This is a genomic window from Candidatus Nomurabacteria bacterium (assembly GCA_023898465.1).
GTDB lineage: Bacteria > Patescibacteriota > Patescibacteriia > HK-STAS-PATE-3 > HK-STAS-PATE-3 > HK-STAS-PATE-3.
In genome coordinates, this window is record CP060223.1 from 716,219 (window position 1) to 733,393 (window position 17,175).

17 protein-coding genes and 1 other RNA gene are annotated in these 17,175 nt (G+C 50.0%); 8 read left to right on the plus strand and 10 right to left on the minus strand.

Features of this window, described 5'->3' with window-relative positions:
* Positions 1 to 91: 91 nt before the first annotated feature.
* The 4 genes from tgt to H6760_03570 form a co-directional block, all read right to left on the minus strand.
* Entirely contained in the window at positions 92 to 1,195 is a 1,104-nt protein-coding gene (gene tgt / locus H6760_03555) for a tRNA guanosine(34) transglycosylase Tgt (GenBank protein ID USN53227.1), read from the minus strand.
* Entirely contained in the window at positions 1,182 to 3,158 is a 1,977-nt protein-coding gene (locus tag H6760_03560; GenBank protein ID USN53228.1) for a hypothetical protein, read from the minus strand. Before H6760_03560 ends, tgt begins: the two co-directional genes overlap by 14 nt.
* Before the next feature lie 370 nt (positions 3,159 to 3,528).
* On the minus strand, positions 3,529 to 4,266 hold the full coding sequence (gene recO, locus H6760_03565) for a DNA repair protein RecO (protein USN53229.1): 738 nt from the start codon (positions 4,264 to 4,266) through the stop codon (positions 3,529 to 3,531).
* Positions 4,267 to 4,277: 11 nt separating this feature from the next.
* On the minus strand, positions 4,278 to 4,838 hold the full coding sequence (locus tag H6760_03570) for an ATP-binding protein (GenBank protein USN53230.1): 561 nt from the start codon (positions 4,836 to 4,838) through the stop codon (positions 4,278 to 4,280).
* 149 nt (positions 4,839 to 4,987) lie between these two features.
* On the opposite strand from H6760_03570, the gene H6760_03575 reads away from it, so the two are divergent.
* Positions 4,988 to 5,140, plus strand: a complete 153-nt coding sequence (locus H6760_03575; GenBank protein ID USN53231.1) for a hypothetical protein — start codon at positions 4,988 to 4,990, stop codon at positions 5,138 to 5,140.
* Between the two features lie 150 nt (positions 5,141 to 5,290).
* Here the strand turns inward: H6760_03575 and H6760_03580 are convergent, their stop codons facing one another.
* On the minus strand, positions 5,291 to 8,164 hold the full coding sequence (locus H6760_03580; protein ID USN53232.1) for an isoleucine--tRNA ligase: 2,874 nt from the start codon (positions 8,162 to 8,164) through the stop codon (positions 5,291 to 5,293).
* A gap of 443 nt (positions 8,165 to 8,607) precedes the next feature.
* Between H6760_03580 and H6760_03585 the strand changes: the two genes are divergently transcribed.
* Together H6760_03585 and H6760_03590 are read left to right on the plus strand one after the other, a co-directional pair.
* The gene (locus H6760_03585; GenBank protein USN53233.1) at positions 8,608 to 8,829 is read left to right on the plus strand and encodes a hypothetical protein; all 222 of its coding nucleotides are present in this window, start codon (positions 8,608 to 8,610) and stop codon (positions 8,827 to 8,829) included.
* A gap of 165 nt (positions 8,830 to 8,994) precedes the next feature.
* Entirely contained in the window at positions 8,995 to 9,501 is a 507-nt protein-coding gene (locus tag H6760_03590) for a hypothetical protein (protein USN53234.1), read from the plus strand.
* A gap of 41 nt (positions 9,502 to 9,542) precedes the next feature.
* On the opposite strand, the gene H6760_03595 is transcribed toward H6760_03590, so the two are convergent.
* The 5 genes from H6760_03595 to H6760_03615 all read right to left on the minus strand — a co-directional run bounded on the left by H6760_03595 (position 9,543) and on the right by H6760_03615 (position 14,944).
* Entirely contained in the window at positions 9,543 to 10,682 is a 1,140-nt protein-coding gene (locus H6760_03595) for a glycosyltransferase family 4 protein (protein USN53235.1), read from the minus strand.
* 19 nt (positions 10,683 to 10,701) lie between these two features.
* Positions 10,702 to 12,366, minus strand: a complete 1,665-nt coding sequence (locus H6760_03600; GenBank protein USN53236.1) for an arginine--tRNA ligase — start codon at positions 12,364 to 12,366, stop codon at positions 10,702 to 10,704.
* 176 nt (positions 12,367 to 12,542) lie between these two features.
* Positions 12,543 to 13,823 (minus strand): hypothetical protein, encoded by a 1,281-nt coding sequence (locus tag H6760_03605; protein ID USN53237.1) that lies wholly within the window; start codon positions 13,821 to 13,823, stop codon positions 12,543 to 12,545.
* Positions 13,824 to 13,863: 40 nt separating this feature from the next.
* A complete protein-coding gene (locus tag H6760_03610; GenBank protein USN53238.1) occupies positions 13,864 to 14,298 on the minus strand; it encodes an HAD family hydrolase in 435 nt (144 codons plus the stop codon).
* A 202-nt stretch (positions 14,299 to 14,500) separates the two neighbouring features.
* Entirely contained in the window at positions 14,501 to 14,944 is a 444-nt protein-coding gene (locus tag H6760_03615) for a hypothetical protein (GenBank protein ID USN53239.1), read from the minus strand.
* Between the two features lie 121 nt (positions 14,945 to 15,065).
* On the opposite strand from H6760_03615, the gene smpB reads away from it, so the two are divergent.
* The 5 genes from smpB to rplT all read left to right on the plus strand — a co-directional run bounded on the left by smpB (position 15,066) and on the right by rplT (position 17,172).
* The gene (gene smpB / locus H6760_03620) at positions 15,066 to 15,512 is read left to right on the plus strand and encodes an SsrA-binding protein SmpB (protein USN53240.1); all 447 of its coding nucleotides are present in this window, start codon (positions 15,066 to 15,068) and stop codon (positions 15,510 to 15,512) included.
* 48 nt (positions 15,513 to 15,560) lie between these two features.
* Positions 15,561 to 15,962, plus strand: a transfer-messenger RNA (tmRNA) gene (gene ssrA, locus H6760_03625).
* A 116-nt stretch (positions 15,963 to 16,078) separates the two neighbouring features.
* Positions 16,079 to 16,621 carry a translation initiation factor IF-3 gene (locus tag H6760_03630; GenBank protein USN54061.1) on the plus strand — a complete coding sequence of 181 codons (543 nt, stop codon included), beginning with the start codon at positions 16,079 to 16,081 and terminating at the stop codon, positions 16,619 to 16,621.
* A 2-nt stretch (positions 16,622 to 16,623) separates the two neighbouring features.
* Positions 16,624 to 16,821 carry a 50S ribosomal protein L35 gene (gene rpmI, locus H6760_03635; GenBank protein USN53241.1) on the plus strand — a complete coding sequence of 66 codons (198 nt, stop codon included), beginning with the start codon at positions 16,624 to 16,626 and terminating at the stop codon, positions 16,819 to 16,821.
* Positions 16,822 to 16,833: 12 nt separating this feature from the next.
* Entirely contained in the window at positions 16,834 to 17,172 is a 339-nt protein-coding gene (rplT, locus tag H6760_03640; protein ID USN53242.1) for a 50S ribosomal protein L20, read from the plus strand.
* Positions 17,173 to 17,175: the final 3 nt, after the last annotated feature.

Here is a 17,175-nt window from a genome sequence, read left to right on the forward strand (position 1 = left end):
AAGACTCTATTCTTTTAGCTTCCTTTCTTTTGAAGGAAAAGGAGGAATAACAAAAACCGCGACAAGGCGGGGACGCCCTGTCTACAAGAAACTATAACTGCCCTAGGCGAATCTGTGCTCGAATCTTCTCCATCAAGCGGAGATAGAATCGCACATTATGGATGGTGCACAAGCGCTGCGCCAAAGGATCCTCTGTGGCAAACAAATGCCGGATGTAGGCGCGTGTTGTTGTCTGGCAAGTTGCACAATCACAGCTGGTATCAATCGGACGCAAATCAGACTTATATTTTGCATTGGCAATTTTTAGCACCTCGTAAAATTTCCCACGCAGCTCATCACGCTTCCAGACAAATAAAGAACCATGGCGTGCGTTTCGGGTTGGCACTACGCAGTCAAACATATCAACACCTTGCTGCACCGCTTCCACAATTTGCTCGGGCGGACCAACGCCCATGAGGTAATGTGCTGAGTCCTGCGGCAACTCGGGTACGGTCCACTCTAAAACGCGATACATTTCCTTGGCCGTCTCACCCACCGCTAATCCACCAATCGCAAATCCATCAAAGGGCATCTCGCGCAAGGTCTGCGCATGCGCGATACGGAGATCTTTCTCCCCCGCTCCCTGCACAATAGCAAAACGTAATTGCCCCTGGGTGCGCTTCACCTTGGTACTGCGCTCAGCCCAGTGCGTGGTTAAAGCAATTGATCGCTCTATCTCCGCACGCGAACTATGAAAAGGCGGACACACATCAAGCAGCATTGCAATGTCAGTACCTAAACGTGATTGAATATCCAGTGCCCGCTCTGGAGTCAGGAAATGTTTACTGCCATCAACCGTATCTCGGAAACGAACGCCGCGCCGGCTGAGCACGCGGTGCTTGGCCAAACTAAACACCTGATAGCCGCCCGAGTCAGTTAAGATGGGACCTTGCCATCCCATGAAGTCATGCAGGTCGCCAGCTTTTTGAATGACCGAGAGACCCGGCCGCAGCCACAGATGATAGGTGTTTGATAAAATAATGTGTGCACCCAGTCCGCGCATAGAGGAAATTTCTAAAGCCCGAACTGAACCACGTGTCGCGATCGGCATAAAAAAAGGCGTGGGAATATTCCCATGCGCAGTCGTGAGGCGGCCGAGGCGCGCCTGACTTTTTCGCGATGTTTTGAGCAGCCGAAACGCTTTATTCCGTGCCATTGTTGCCGTCTGTCACTACACCCTGACCGGTGGCATATTGATCCGCATCAAGGTTAGTGGTGAGTGAATCGTCAGAGACGCTTAAGGCCTCGTTGGTAAAACTGTCAGTGCCCTCTAACTTGGATGCATCAAGTAAAACCATAACCTTACCCAGGTCACTAGCATTTGGCGTCACCGCAACTTCAAAGCTGGCGCTTAATGCGTCACTGCTATAACCAACCCCGGCTGGTACGCGGCTAAATTGCCAAGTGATAGTCCGATCGCTGGGGGTAAAGGTAATTGATCCCAAGCTAGTGGAAATATTTTTCCCAGCCCAAAATACATTGCTCGGTAAGGTGGCGGAAATCTTCACGTTTCCCAATTCATTTACTGTATTGCTCACCTTCCAAAACAAACGATAGGTTGTAGTTTCTCCAACTTGCGGAGGCAAGGGCCCATCGCCAATTTTAGTAAAGTCTTCGGAATAGTAGCGCGCCTCGGCCGCCAAAGATGCCTGAGTGATGAGCTTCACAGTAATCGGCTGACTACTCGCCTGCACCTGACTTGCACCGAGCTCCTCTGCCTCACCCTCTATACTCGCCTGCCCAATAAGCTCTGGGTTAGTCACTGAACTGTCGCTGGCTAAGCTATCAAGTAATTGCACGCTAATGGTAAATTCATCCTTGCTGCCAGAACGCAACTCGCCTAAGTCCTCAATTTGCTCCTTGGTCCATATCAAGGTATTTCCCTCGCGCTGAGCTGAATGCGGCTCAACCAAGCTGTCCCAATCAACCAAATCTCCATCGAGCTGAACCCGTAGCGTTACATCTCGAATCACTTCATCAGTTTGATTCGCATAGCTCAAGGTATATTGCAGAGTGCTACCAAAAGTTAACGCGCGATCTTCATGTCCGCTGTTTAGACTGAGGTCTACATTGAGTTCCGGTCGTACCAACTGCACAATAATGCGCTGCTCGGTTTGTAATTGAAAGCTGCCTGTGTTGGATAAGATGCCCACCCGCGCGACAAGCTCCTGCAAAGAATCAACATCACCGCTCAATTGAGCAGTCACCTGCACCCGCTCTTCATCACCGGGCGCTAAATCCGCAAAGGTCCACGTCTTCCCCACCTCGGCTGCTGGGTCACTCGACTTCATGCTAAACCCGTCTGGAGTATCTAAAGTTAGTCGCGCCTGGCTGATATCTTCCTCTGAATTATTTTTCACCAGGAGCTCATACTGCACTTCGCTATCTGGAATCACGCGAGAGGGGCCGTCAAACTGCAGTCCGAGATTAGACTGGGAAATGGTGAAACTCTCACTAGACTGAGTCACGAATTCTGAGTTAAAGGTCGCTGGCACATAGCTGAGAATAGCCGTGATGCTATGTTCGCTGCCCACATCACCGACCACGGTACCGGTGATGGTTATGCGTCGTCCATAACCTGAATCCATATCACCGAGCAGGAAGGAATTTTTTGCATCATTAGCCGGCGCAATGCTCGTATTGGTTACCTTGAAGCCGTCAGGATAGTTAATATTGAGCTCAGCTGATCGCAGCTTCACTGCTTCACCATTCTGTATAAGTAATTCAAAACTTAGTTCGCCACCCGAAGCTACATCGGTCGGCACTTCCATCTTCACTTGTACTTTATTGCCCGTGAAACGCTGCCCGGAAGTGAAATAGAAAAAGCCGGCCACTGCTGCCACGACAATCAAGCTCAGGATGCTAAAGAAGGCGATCTTACCCCAAGGCTTTCGCGTCGACTTCTTCCGCGTTATGGTGGTCATGTCCGTCTTCTCCGCCTTTTCCTCGGCCTGCAAAACTTCAGCAAAGGCTTGCAAGCGTTCGTCGGTCATTTCGTCATCCTGTTTGATGTCGATTTTTTTTGGCTCGTTTTCCTTCTTTGCTTCTGCCGGCTTCTCAGGAGTTTCCGGTGCTTTCGGTGCAGACTTTTTCTCGGTTTTTCGTGAAGATTTTGCCATAGCCTGTACAGTATAGCAGGAAAATTGTACTTACGTCAGACCTCATGCTCCCCTTTGCCCCTAGAAAAAAACCCATGGCAGCTCCTTTAGATATCAACTCCATGTCTATCTGAGCTTAGGGGTTTGGGGATCATTCATTAAGTGAGAAGTCTCTGTCTCTTTGTCGCCGCTAGAAAAAACCCGTGGCATTCTGCCGCGAGTTGTGACGCTCCCGTCTTGGGCGGGACAGCTTTGCTTTGTCTGACGATACGAGGCTTCGAGTGAGGAGTTGCAAAGCTGAGGAGCAGACGAGCAAAGATATGCCCGAGTTTTTGAGCGCGGCGAATGTTTCTTTTGTCCTCCTTTTCTTTTCCAAAGAAAAGGAGGGCTCCTATTTCACTTTCCGCATCTGCACCCAAAAATATTCCGTGGGTAGCTTTGCACCCAGCTGCACCCGTAATGTCTGTTCAATCACTTTCGCCACCAGGTCATTTGCCTCACGCGGAATCACCTCGGTATCCAAAGTATGTAAAGCGAGGAGCTGCTGACGCACATCATCCGGCAAAGCAAAAGCGCCTACCTGCTCTTTGGCACACTTTGCGCAAAGAGCTCCGCCCGCATCTGCGCTGTAATAGGATTCTTGACCTAGGTCTTTGCCACAACGTGCACAAATGTCGAGACGAGGTTGTAAGCCTAGTAGCGTGAACAGCTTCCACAAAAAACGTCGGACAATCGGGCTCGCTTGCTCAGGCTGCGCATCCATATCCAGGAGGCTCTGTCGCAGAGATGTGAAAAGTTCCAGGTCAGGATGATTTGGCTGCGTGAGACGGGTTACCACCTGGGCCAAAAAGTTGGCTGCAGCAAAGGCATCAAGGTTGTTTCGTAATCCAGCGAGACTATGCAGCATGACACTCCCAATCACCCGATCAAATCTTCCGCGAGCAATGTGCAGGCGTATTTCTGATAAGGGCTCGAGCGAACCAGCCAACTTGCTGCTGATCTTCTGCGTGCCCTTGGCGATCAACTCCAGCTTACCCAACTCTTTGGTAAACACCACAATGCGCCGATCATGCTCGCGCAATGGTCGCCGCTCCAGAACAATGGCATGGGTTTCGGTGGTGAGGGACATAAGCTTATTCGCTAGGTAGAAAGCGCACTACGAACACTTGCAAATAAGGAACTATAGTCAATTTCTTCGGGTTTAGTGGTGTCTATCTCAATCACACTTCCCTCAACTTGAAGCTGATCAACTTGAGCATTTAAGAGTTCGACGGAAAATTCGTCGTAATTGGTCTGATCAACATGTCCCGGGTGTCGCTGTCCTGACTCAGCCCGATCTTTAAAGCGCTGGAGCAAAACCTTACCATCTGCTGTACAAATAATCTGGATAATTCGGGCGCCATAACGTTTCTGTAATTCTTGCATTTTAAGGTTATCATTTTCAGAACGAAAATTACTTTCAACAATACATGAGATACCTGCCTGAAGCATCTTCTCAAGCGTAAAGTACAGAATTGAATATGAAGCAATGCCCAACTTTCGTGACCAGGCACGATCACTCCAACCTAAAGTATCAAATAACTGCTCCTTGATATCATCCCGAGCTATAAGAGGAAAATGAAATTCATCAACAATCTTTCGAGCTAAAGTTGTTTTTCCCGAGCCGGGCAAACCGGTAATGAGGATAAGAAGCGGCGACATAAAATCTCTAGTCTTGAATAGGAAGTATGGAAACTTGACTATAGCATTAATGCCTGACAAGAAAGAATGACTACTTGACAAAATGTATAATATATGCTATACTTATTATTGTACCTGAAACGTTCCTTCCCCTATCATAGGAGGACTCCATGCAGAAGAAGCTGCACTTCGTTGGCGAGCAACTGCTCGAAGTCGGTCGAGACATTCTCGGCCTTCCCCGTGGCTACGTCGTTGACGGCGAGCCTGGGGAACGACCGCCGACGCATCTGCGCACGGCACTCAAGGGCCTCTTCACCCGCTAGACCTCGCACTTTCCTCAAACCGACGGCTGCACTACACGTGTGGCCGTCTTTCTTTATCAAAACACCGCCCAAGCTCAAGGCTTGGGCTACGTATTGTCTTTCTAGGCCTCGCAGCCAAGGCATTGAGCCTTGCTGCATTGTATTCAAAGGCTACACCTTTAATACAAGCACATTTACTCCTTGCTCATCCAACTTCACTTCTTTCCCATTCTCTAGCTGATCAACTGCCTCCAGTTTCTCAGCCAGCACAGCAGACTTTAACTCATCAGCGTAACGATCAAATAAACCTCGCACAGTCCCATCCTCAGTGTGATACTGCACGCTGATTTTGTCAGTGCGGTCCAGACCCATCTTCTTCCGCTCGTCATTTATTTGTCGGGCCAGTTCGCGCACCCAACCAGCTTCCCGGAGCTCGTCTGTGATCGTGGTGTCCAGCGCCACCTGCAAACCATTATTATCCTTTTGCTTCCAGTCGTCGTCACTCGGTAAAGAGGATTTGTAAAGCACTTCGCGGACATTCACCTCATCTTGAATCAGCTCAGTAAACTCGGGTTGCAGTTGCTCACCTTTGACCACAACTTGACCCAAAGGCTGACGAACCTTTACTCCGGCTTCAGCCCGAAGCGCGTGAGCCGTCTCTACAATCGCACGAACTTGCTGCATGGATTTCAAAACTGCCTCGTCAATGTCTGACTTTGTCTCAGGCCAACTTACCAAGTGCACGCTTTCCTCCGGCCCATCAATGTCACTATAAAACGCGTCAGCTAACATAGGCGAGAAGGGCGCCAGTAAAACACAGACTCGCTCGAGTACAGTGTACAACATCGCCCGAGCAGCTTCTTTATCCGGACCATCTTCTCGGAAGCGATCCCGGCTCCGACGCACATACCACGTAGACAGCTCAGTAATAAAATCCGCGATGGCCCGACTGGCTGTAGTGATATCATAGGCTTCCAGTGAAGCAGTCACTTTCCCAGTCACTTGCTCCAAGTTAGCCATCACCCAACGGTCCAGCACATGCTGAGGCGACGCAGACGGTTCAGGCCGCTTGTCAGTATGCAGCGAATAAAAGGACACGACATTTGCGAAAATACGAAAGACTTTTTTCGACACTTCATCCGTCCCCTTCTTGTCATACAGTTTATAGTCTCCGGGTTGGTTCATGCTAAAGAATTGGAAACGGAGCACGTCCGCGCCAAACTCATCAATCACTTCCCACGGATCAACCACGTTCCCAATGTGCTTGGACATTTTCCGGCCTTTGGCATCAAGAATATGACTCAAGCAAATCACGTTCTTATACGGCGCTTCTTTGCCTAAAACCGTGGCCACAGCTAAGAGGGTATAAAACCAACCGCGAGTTTGATCTATGGCTTCGGAAATGTAATCAGCCGGATAGCTTACGCCTTCGTCAATGCGTTTTTTCCCGTCATCAGTGTGCGGATAATACCATTGGGCAAAAGGCATCGAGCCTGAGTCAAACCATACATCGCAAACATCTTGCACCCGGCGATATTCTTTCCCGTCTTTCACTAGCACCACATCGTCAACAAAAGGCCGATGCGGATCAAAATCATCACCAACTTGCTTCGGGTCTTTAGCGAGCTCGCGCAGTTCAGCAAATGAACCAATGCAGATCCGATCACCATCTTCCGATTCCCAAATCGGCAACGGTGTGCCCCAATAACGTTCGCGAGAAAAAGCCCAGTCCTTTACTTCATTAAGCCACTCGCCCATTCGGCCTTCCTTAATATGCCCCGGCACCCAATTAATACTCTCGTTATTCTTTTTCAGTTCTTCGCGTAAGCTGGACATCCGTACAAACCAGGATGACTTCGCGTAATAGAGCAAAGGGTTATGACAACGCCAGCAGTGCGGATACTCGTGTTCGTATTGCTCTTGCTGCAACAGCTGATTGTTTGATTGGAGATGCTCGAGAATCTTGTCCTCGGTTTCTTTAGCTTTGACATAGAGACCAGCTAAGTCCGGCACCTCGTCAGTGAAATGTCCGTCCGTGGTAACCGTATGATGCTTGGGCAGTCCGATTTCTGTGCCCAGGTTATAGTCATCTTCTCCGTACATGACTGCGGTGTGGACCACGCCAGTTCCATCTTCGGTGGTAACGAAGTTTGCCTCATATATATGATAGGCCTTGTCACTCTCAGTAAAGGTCTTAATTGAGAATAAGGGCTTATATGCTTTCCCAACTAAGTCAGACCCTTTCATGGTTTCCACCACTTCAGGTTGCTCATCAAAAATCTCTACGCGGTTTTTGGCTAAGATGTAATGCTCGTCTTGTACTTTTACTTTTACGTAGTCAATATCTGCACCAACTGCCAACGCTAAGTTACCAGGCAGCGTCCACGGTGTGGTGGTCCAAGCCAACACAAAAGTTCCTGGCTCATCTACTAACTCAAGCTTCATATACACCGATGTGTCTTTCACTGTCTCATAGCCTTGCGCAACTTCATGCGACGACAACGCAGTTCCACAGCGCGGACAGTGCGGCACAACTTTATGACCAGTGTAGAGTAATTCTTTTTCCCACATCTGCTGAATAATCCACCAAAGTGACTCGACATACTTTGGATCATAGGTAACGTAGGGATGTTCCAGGTCTAACCAAAAACCAATTCGTTGCGTCAGTCTCTCCCACTCCTCTTGGTATTTCCATACGCTTTTACGGCAGGCTTCATTGAACTTGGCAATTCCATAGGCCTCAATGTCTTTTTTGCTTTTCAGGCCTAAGTCTTTTTCTACCAGCAGCTCCACTGGCAGACCGTGTGTATCCCAACCAGCTTTCCGTTCCACGTAAAAACCCTGCATGGTTTTGAAACGCGGGATAATATCTTTAAAAGCACGGGCCAGAATGTGATGAATGCCAGGTCGGCCATTCGCTGTGGGCGGGCCTTCGTAAAACACAAAACGCGGACCGTCTTTTGTCCGCTCTAAGGTTTTCTCAAACACTTTGTCTTTGGCCCAGCGTTCGAGGACTGCTTGTTCGCGTTCGGGAAAGGATTGCATGTCAGGAATTCAATTCAGTACGCCTACTATAGAAGATTCAGGCCGGCTTCGCAAGGCCTAAGCATTGACAAAAAGCCCAAATTGACATACATTGCCTTGTTCATTTTCGCACCTTCCATCCTAAGGCTCTCGAGTAGAAAGGAAGCGAACTCGTGACAGATGCACCTCATCCCCATTCAGAATCCCCAGATGATCCTCACTTCTGGATCAAGTTCTACCCCCACCTCTCAGGCGCAGTCCAGTCTGTCTTGGAGCGAGTCTACCAACTCGGTCTGCCGCAACACCCAGGCATCATCCACGTTCTGTTCGTACACCGTGGTCAAGACCAGCCTCAGATCACCACGTTTCCAGGGCGGCGCCAAATCGATCTTCGGGTCGGCATGACCCTTCCGCCTTGTCGGGACGCTTTGAAGTCCGACCCAGACAGGAAGTGGGCTACCAACATGTGGGACGGCGACCCCGAAGGCAAAATCGGTGCCGCAGCTCTCCGCATCACTCCGGCTGGCCACATCCTCGGTATCGTAGGCGAGCATCTGATTCTTGAACACGCGCTGGCCATTCTCTACCTGGCGCTGGCTCGCAGCGGCTTGATCAGCGCTGACGAACTGACCAAGCTCGAAGTCGACGGCAACCTTACCTACATGGTCTTGCGCGCTCGTGACTAGCACAAATCCTCCCAACAAGACTCCTCATGCCCTGGGGAGTCTTTCTTTATCCTCGACGGACTTCGTATATGTAATAAATTGACACCTGCACTACAAGCGCTATACTGCGACCACACTTTTTGCACCTTCCTACAAACCGCGCCTGAAGAAACCAAGGAGTACCGGATGAAATCTGAAGGAAGCGCTGGTCTTTGGCGGCAACTTACTCCGGAGCTGCACAAGGCTATCGCGAGTATTCACATCTATGCTGAGGATCGTGATAGCAGCGGACCTAAGCCTGAAGCATGCCTTCTTGGACTGTCCATAGATGGCACCGTAGTGTACGCTCATGCCTGGCCACCCCGTGGTCCCATCTCGCCGAACATGACTACGCACCTCAATACTCTGTGCGCCGTCCTGGCAAGGCGTCGCAGTAAAGGTTTCGCAATCGAAGCGGTTGACGACCGCATCGATGCCTACACCGTGGCCGCTGCAGTGCGCATCGCTGGCACCAGCATGATCATCGGCTGCATCGGCAAGAACTTCTATCCCGAGGGTGGGCTGACTGTCCTCCTCACCGGAATGAAGAACGCGGGGATCATCGATGCGGAGACAGCAAGTCAAATCGCCACACAAGCGAAGTGCCGCTGGTACTACGAGATCAACGAGCTTCCAATCCCGCGAAGGATATAGGAAGCACCTAAAGACTCCTCAACTCTGAGGGGTCTTTCTCTTTATTGCGCTCGGCGAATTTTTTCGTACACTGCAATTGTTCGCAGAGCTACTTTATCCCAACTGAAACGTCGCGCTTGCTCTAAACCTTGCTGACTTAAACGCTGGCGCAGATTATCGTCAAAGGCGAGTCGAGCTAAGCCATTGGCGATTGCATTCACTTCCTCGGGATCAACCAGATAGGCTGCCCCGCCGGTGATTTCTGGAAGCGAGGAAATATCGCTGGTCAAAACTGGAGTCCCCAACGCCATGGCCTCGATGACTGGCAAACCAAAACCTTCATAGAGTGAAGGAAACACAAAGGCTCGCGCGTGACGAATGAGCTCCAGTTTTTCATTCTTACTAATGTAGCCAAGGTAATGCACATTGTCCTGAATTCCCTCTTGCTCGAGCGCGGCAAACACCTCGGCCGACTGCCAACCCTTTTTCCCAGCTAAGACAAGTGGAATGTTATGGAAGCGCACATCTTGGCGAAGGGCTTGTGCATAGGCACGAATGAGACGCGGCAAATTTTTTCGTGGCTCTAGGGTACCGACAAAGCAGAGGTAGTCGTCAGGCAGATTGAAACGTTCACGCGGATCAGGTTGTGGCTCCCCCGGATTAGGTCGGACATCAACTCCTTCATAAATGACACTGATCTTTTCACTTGGGACTTTAAAGAGCTCACGGAGATCCTCAGCCGTGCTCTCTGATACCGCAATAATTCGCTCAGCTCGAGTCAGTGATTTGGGAACCAGCAGCTTGGTAGAAAAAATTTGCCGCGGAAACCACGAGGGGTTTTTGTAAATCGCTAAGTCGTGAATAGTCACTACAGCTGGGCCGGTATACCCGAGTGGAATAATATTAGCCGGTGCGTGAAAAAGATCTAGGCGCTCCGTTTGCATTGCCCGAGCAGTTAAAACATGTGAATACGCAAAAGGCAAATAGCGACGACGCTCGGAAAATGGAAAATACTTTGGGGTCGCATTGTCGCGCCGGAAAGGACGTAAATCCTTCATGCTGGAGTCAAAAAACAGGACATACTCGTTCCGCTTGTCCTGCTGCAGCAAGTTCTTAATCAAAAAATAGGTGTAGTGGCCTACCCCGGCACCCTCGCCAACGCTTGGGTTAAGGATTGTGCGGCAGTCAATTCCGATGCGCATAAATGCGGGTCCTCCGTTCTCATGATGCCTGCTCCTCTGTTCGTTCCATTTTCTCTGGTGCGTGAATTCCCATAAGTGCTAATGTCTTTTGTAGCACAAGCTTGGACGCCTGGCAAAGTTCATACGCTGGCAAAGAAACCTGCTCGTTATCAATCACGCGCACTTTGGTATAAAAATTGTGAAAAGCCGTAGCTAAAGACATGGCGTATTGCGGCAACTCATGCACGCTGGAGCGACGTGCTACCTGCGCCACCAGCTCGGGGAAACGGAGTAACTGCTTTACTAATTCATCGGCGCTTGGCTCTTGTAAGGCAGCCTTGGTGGTCTTCCCTTTTTTGACCAGCGGATCAGCCTTACGCAAAATGCTGGCAATGCGAGCATGCGCATACTGCACATAGTACACGGGGTTCTTGTCGGACTGCTCGCGGGCCAGATTCAAATCAAAATCCATATGCGTATTCATGCCTGACATGAGGAAGAAGAAGCGCGCCGCATCAATGCCCACATCCTTAATCAATTCATCAATGGTGACAAAGGTGCCACTGCGCTTGGACATGCGCACCTCTTTACCATCTTCCATTAGGCGAACGAGCTGGAAAATGTGAATAGTCAGACGCCCTTCCCAACCCAAGGCCCGCATCGCTGCTTGCATGCGTCCTACATACCCATGATGATCAGCACCCAGGAGGAGTATGGCGCGCGGGTAACGTCGTACCGCAAACTTATCAAAGAGATAGGCCAGGTCAGACAGGAAGTAAGTTTTTTCGCCATCACTCTTCTTAATTGCTCTATCTTTATCATCGCCAAAAGCTGTGGTGCGCATCCACAGCGCGCCATCTTTTTCATACAGCAGTTCGCGCGCTTCCAGCATGCGTAGGACCCGGTCAGTTAATTTCTTTGTGTGCAATTCTGACTCAAAAAAGAAATTATCAAAATCAATGCGCATCACTTTACTCAGTGTCTGCTTAATCTGCTTCATCATGGCGCGCAAAGCCTGACCGCGTAGTTTTTTCTTTGCTCGGTCAATGTACTGAATCTGCACGCCAGAAAAATCCAGCGTCTTGGCTAATTCCTTCACATACTCACCCTGGTAGCAGGTGTCAGGATACGGGACCGGGATACCCTGCTCCTGGAAGTAACGGCGAATGATTGATTCAGCTAAAGTATCAACCTGCTTCCCAATGTCATTTACATAGTACTCTCGATACACACGATAGCCGGCCATCTCCAACACATTTCCCAAGGTGTCGCCTGTAAAACCTCCACGGCCGTTTCCTAAATGCAGCGGACCAGTCGGGTTAGCTGAAATAAACTCCAAATGCACGCGCTCACCTTGTCCCACTTCGAGGTGTCCATAGTGATTGCCGCTAAGGAGAATGCGCTTCGCTTGCTTCCGGAGCCAGTCTGTCTTCAGGTAGATATTAATGAAGCCCGGCGGCACCACATCAAGCTTGCCCACTGAGGCAAGTGGAATACCCGGAGCAATAATCTTCTGTGCAATATCAACTGGTGCCATTTTTAAGCGAGCAGCCAATTGCATTGCAATGTTGCTGGAAAAATCGCCGTGTCGTGCATCTGCTGGCGGCTCAATCAGCACCTCGGGCAAATCGCCTTCTAATTCGGGCCAAACAGTCAAAATATTCTTGACCAGGCGCTTCCGTATCTGATCACTCAGTAATAACATAGTGTTTCTAGTATATAGAGAAAAGTCGCTCGGTGGAAGATGTGGGAAAAGAAAAAGCAGCTCTCGCATACACGAAAGCTGCTTGTAGTTGACGCCGGACGAGCAAATGCTAGTCTGGCCTTGGGGAAGCAGGAAGACCTAGGGCCGCAAAACCATTGGTCTCCTCCTTCTCTTTGCTACGAAGTAATCACTGCACCAAGCTGCAGACAATCGGTCGCACCATGCACGCTGCGATCCTGCCGAGCCGTCACCACAATGTCGGCAACTTCACGACCAGCAAAATGCACTGTCACCCGGGTGAACCACTCAGCACTCTGGCAAGCACCCGTGTCAGTGAAGTACTCAAAGCGCCGTGCACGATTCTGCACTTCTCGCTGCAACACCGCCCGACCCCGCGCCTTGACCGCCTTTGCCAAAGCTGCCGAGAAACGCGCATCACTGCTGAAGATGGTTCCTTTCATGCCGCTGGAAATTGACTCCTTCAGCACGAAATTCCCATCAGCACACAAGGCCTGCCAATACTCCGGTCGCTTGCTTTTGTCGACCAAGTAGGTCGGCGGGATGAAAGCGCGGATGCACTGGAGCGCTTCCGAGGAAATGAAAGCATGCAACATTGCCTCAAGCTGAGGATCAGCTTCATCATTCCGCAAGATGGCCATGACCGCCTTTGAGCCCAGGAAGGGCTTTGGTGGGAAAAGGAAGTCGAGGCGTCCACACTCATACCCTTCACACAAAACCTGATTGAGCGCTTGGTTTTTGTACATGAAGGGAAAATCGAGTAAGGGTGCCAGCGACAAAGCATCGAGCAAGTGCGATGTGTCGCCCGTACAGACAGCATCCAACTCGCTCATGAGCTGAAGATCGATACCAAGTCCCTTCAATTCATCCTGCAGGATGAGGAACTCCGGCCGATAGAAACGCTCTTGGTCTGCATAGAGTAAGATGGCCTGGTTCGTGCCCTTCGCCCGGATTGCTTCAGCCACTTTGACTGCCGCGCCCGGGAAACTCGCGTGGCCATTCTGTGAAAGACGTCGTGTACGGGCTGCCAAGGTTGAGTAGCCGAGTCCATGTTTGTTGTGACCATCGATCTCAGCTATCCAGAGTCGCCCACTCGGATCTTCCATGAAATCCACCTTGCACACTGCTGGTACTCGACCAGGCTCGCGCAGTTGAATCTCGTGATAGGCCGGCGGCACCCCGGTCTGTGACACACGCTTCAACATCCCCCAAGTTTTACCATGCACCAACTTGGGTTGTGCCGATGTCGCGACCATGCGCCCGATCCCAGACATACAGTCATACAGAGCCGGCGCCAAGGCTCGCAGATCTTCGGCCTGTTGAGCAGTCAACTCCAGCACACTGGGCGACAACACGAAACCATGCTGCCGACGAGACCCGTTCGTCCAGATACCAGAAGCTTCTACTACCTCCAGCACCTCTTGATACGATGGAGACATCTTCTCCTCCTTTGCTTCGTAGCGAATTGTGAATGAACACCTAGGGCAGAATTTCGAGTATGTCCTGCAACCTAGAGACAGTGAAGGTGGGTTGTTCTTCGGCACTACGAGGAAGTTCAGAGGCGAACTTTCCTTGTCGCACCCACACTGTCTGCAGACCGAGACGATTTCCTAGCGCGATTTCTTTGCGCACCCGATCACCAATCACGAAACTATTTCCTATGGCACACCCTTTCACGATGCGCTGAAGCTCGCGTTGACTCTTCCTCCGCGAAACAACTATTTCTGAGAAAAAGGAAGCCAAACCCAGTGAACGAATAAGCTCAGTCCGAGTCGGGATAGCTCGACTGAAAAGCGCTAAAGTATAGCGACGCTGTAGTCTTGCAAGTACTTCAAGGGCACCAGGCACCAAGGCGCCTTGCGCGGGATCGTACAAAGTACGATTGAAATCAAAAACGATAACGTGTTGAGACATACAAAAACACCGACCCTCGCGGGTCAGCTGTGATGAACGTTACTTGAGTAAAAAACTACTTACACGTCAACAGCAACTGTGCCGCGAGGCCAGCTTTGCTAAACCAGAAATAATGGTTGTGCTGTTGAAGATTGTTCATTGCTGCCTAGTCTAACTGAGTAAATGGTCCTGTCAAGCCCTAAAGGAAAAGACGGCTCACTGCTTAGGCAGAAAGCCGTCGTTTGAAATCACTACGCCACTGATCCACTCGCCAGGTCCACTGCAAGTAAGGACCAAAGAGAAAGTAGCTCAGACGCTCAGTCACCAACCACGGCCCCCAATAGCAGAGCACATGGAGTGGGTGTGCATAGATTGCATAGCGCCGTAGAGTCTTCACGGCCCCCTCATCAAGCCAAAGCAAGATCCAAAGCGCTATCCAGCAAGGAAGAAAGAGATAGAAACAGCAAACTGTTTTCCACTCTATCAAGCCCTGAGCAACTTCAGCGAAGCTTTGCTTCTTCCCGGTGAGGAGATCAAGTAGCATTCCAAGCATCACCAACCACATCATCAGCGCGAGACTACCAAGGTACGCCCAAGCAAAGGGCTGACATCGTCTCATGCGACGTCGCCAGAGCAATGAGCGGATGCTCACCACTTTTCCAGACATCTACCCTCCTTGCTATCGACATCAAATGAAAGAACAAGCTAGACTCTATTTTTCATTCTCTTGTCGTTATCGTCAATCCCTCTTTTCATTTTTGCCGACTCATGGCTATACTGACCTCGCTATGCCAACACTCGCCGTCAACAAATCTGTGGGCTTCAGCTTCGAAATTCAAGAGAAATTCGAGGCTGGTATTGCATTGTCTGGCCCAGAGGTAAAGGCGGCCAAGCAAGGCAACATCAGCTTGAAAGGAAGCTACATCACTATCCGGCCTGATGGCGCTTGGCTCATTGGCTGCTATATCTCCCCTTATAAGCCGGCGCAAGCTACCCAGCAAGGCTATACCCCGACCCGAGATCGCCACCTCTTACTCCGTCAGAGCGAACTCAGCCGATTAGTGGGTGCTGCCAGCGCAAAAGGCTTGACAGTACTGCCTATTTCCTTTTATACTAAAGGAGGCTTGATAAAGGTTGAAGTCGCTATTGCTAAAGGCAAAAAAAAGGCAGACAAGCGGGAAAGCATTAAAAAACGTGATATTGAGCGGCGCATCCGCCAATCAGTCCATCACTAAACTTTGAGCCTTCACCCAGTCGACTGGAGCGTGTTTCCAACTGACCGGGGGGATGCCCAATAATCGATCGATCGTTCACAATCTGTGCAGGCAAGCCGGTCACCCAGGTCTCCCGTAACAGGCCCTGGAAAAAGCAAGTGTCAATTCATTTGCCAGCAAGGTAAAGAACTCCATTGCTAACGCAATGCAGTCACTCCAACTTGCGCCAGTTGTCGCGTAAAAACCGATAACCATCTATGCTTACGATGTCCTGAGTTGTTCGCATGGGTGCTACACTTATCAGGATAGGAACCTACCTTGTCTCGGGTTTGTTCCGAACTATTGAGACTAGGAAATAAATGATTTCGTTCGTTTCATACATTTGTTTCTGAAGCATTAAAGCGAACTAGGCTTGTAGAATGTACACGATTGTACGATGAGACGCGGGCGTGATACCCGCCATCTCCACCAACCTTCGCTGTATTGAGCGAAGGTTGTCCGCCGAAGCTTTATGCGAAGGTGGACAAATGAATGTACATCAACAAGTATGCGGTAACGCAGCTTCGGTTGGCACGGCCATCCGAGATATGCATTCAAACATTTATTCATTAACCACTCCGGCAATTCAGAAAAGGCTTCGCATCAATCACTTTATTCGGATTCCTGAAGTTCGCTTGATTGACGAACAAAATACACAGGTGGGGGTTGTTCCAACTTCAGATGCCTTACGCATGGCAGAAGAACGGGGCCTCGACCTTGTTGAGGTTGCACCACAAGCTCAACCGCCGGTCTGTCGCCTACTCGACTACGGCGCCTATCAATATCAACAGGAACGCCAAGAACGAAAAGCCAAAGCCAAACAAAAGAAGTCTGAAGTCAAAGGAATTCGCATCTCTTTCAAAATCGGTGAACATGATCTGGATGTTCGCCAGAAGCAAGCCCAGAAGTTCCTCGAGCAGGGTCACAAAGTGAAATTAGAAATGCTACTGCGTGGTCGAGAAAAGGCCATGAAGCATCTCGCTGAAGAAAAGCTCCGTAATTTTGTGAGCACGCTCGGTGAATCCGTCACCATTGATCAAGATATTACCCGCCAAGGAGGAAAATTTTTCCTCGTAGTCCGTAAAAAATAAGTATGCCTAAGCTCAAGACCCACAAAGCAACTGCCAAGCGTTTCACCTTTACGAAAAAAGGTAAAATCCAACGCCGCAAAACCGGCCAGGATCATTTCAATGCACGAGAATCAAGTCGTACCACCATGCGGAAGCGACGAGACAGCTCAGCAGCTAAAGCCGACGTACGGAAAATCCGCAACGTCCTACCCTATCACTAATGCACGAAACACATGCGAGTTAAGCGCGGTACATCACACATCAAACGACGTAAGAATTTACTCAGTCGAGCCAAGGGCTTTCGCTGGGGACGTAAAAGTCATCCTAAGCTAGCCCGAACTGCAGTACTGAAAGCTGGTGCTCACGCCTACCGAGATCGACGCAAGAAAAAGCGTGATTTCCGCAGCCTCTGGAACATCAAGATCAATGCTGCTTCACGAGAACAGGGCGTTACCTACCATGAACTGATTGATAAGCTGAAGAAGGGTAACATCAACCTCAATCGAAAAGTATTGGCTGAGCTAGCCGAACATGAACCAGCAGTCTTTGCTGAAGTAGTGAAACAGGCCTAAGAC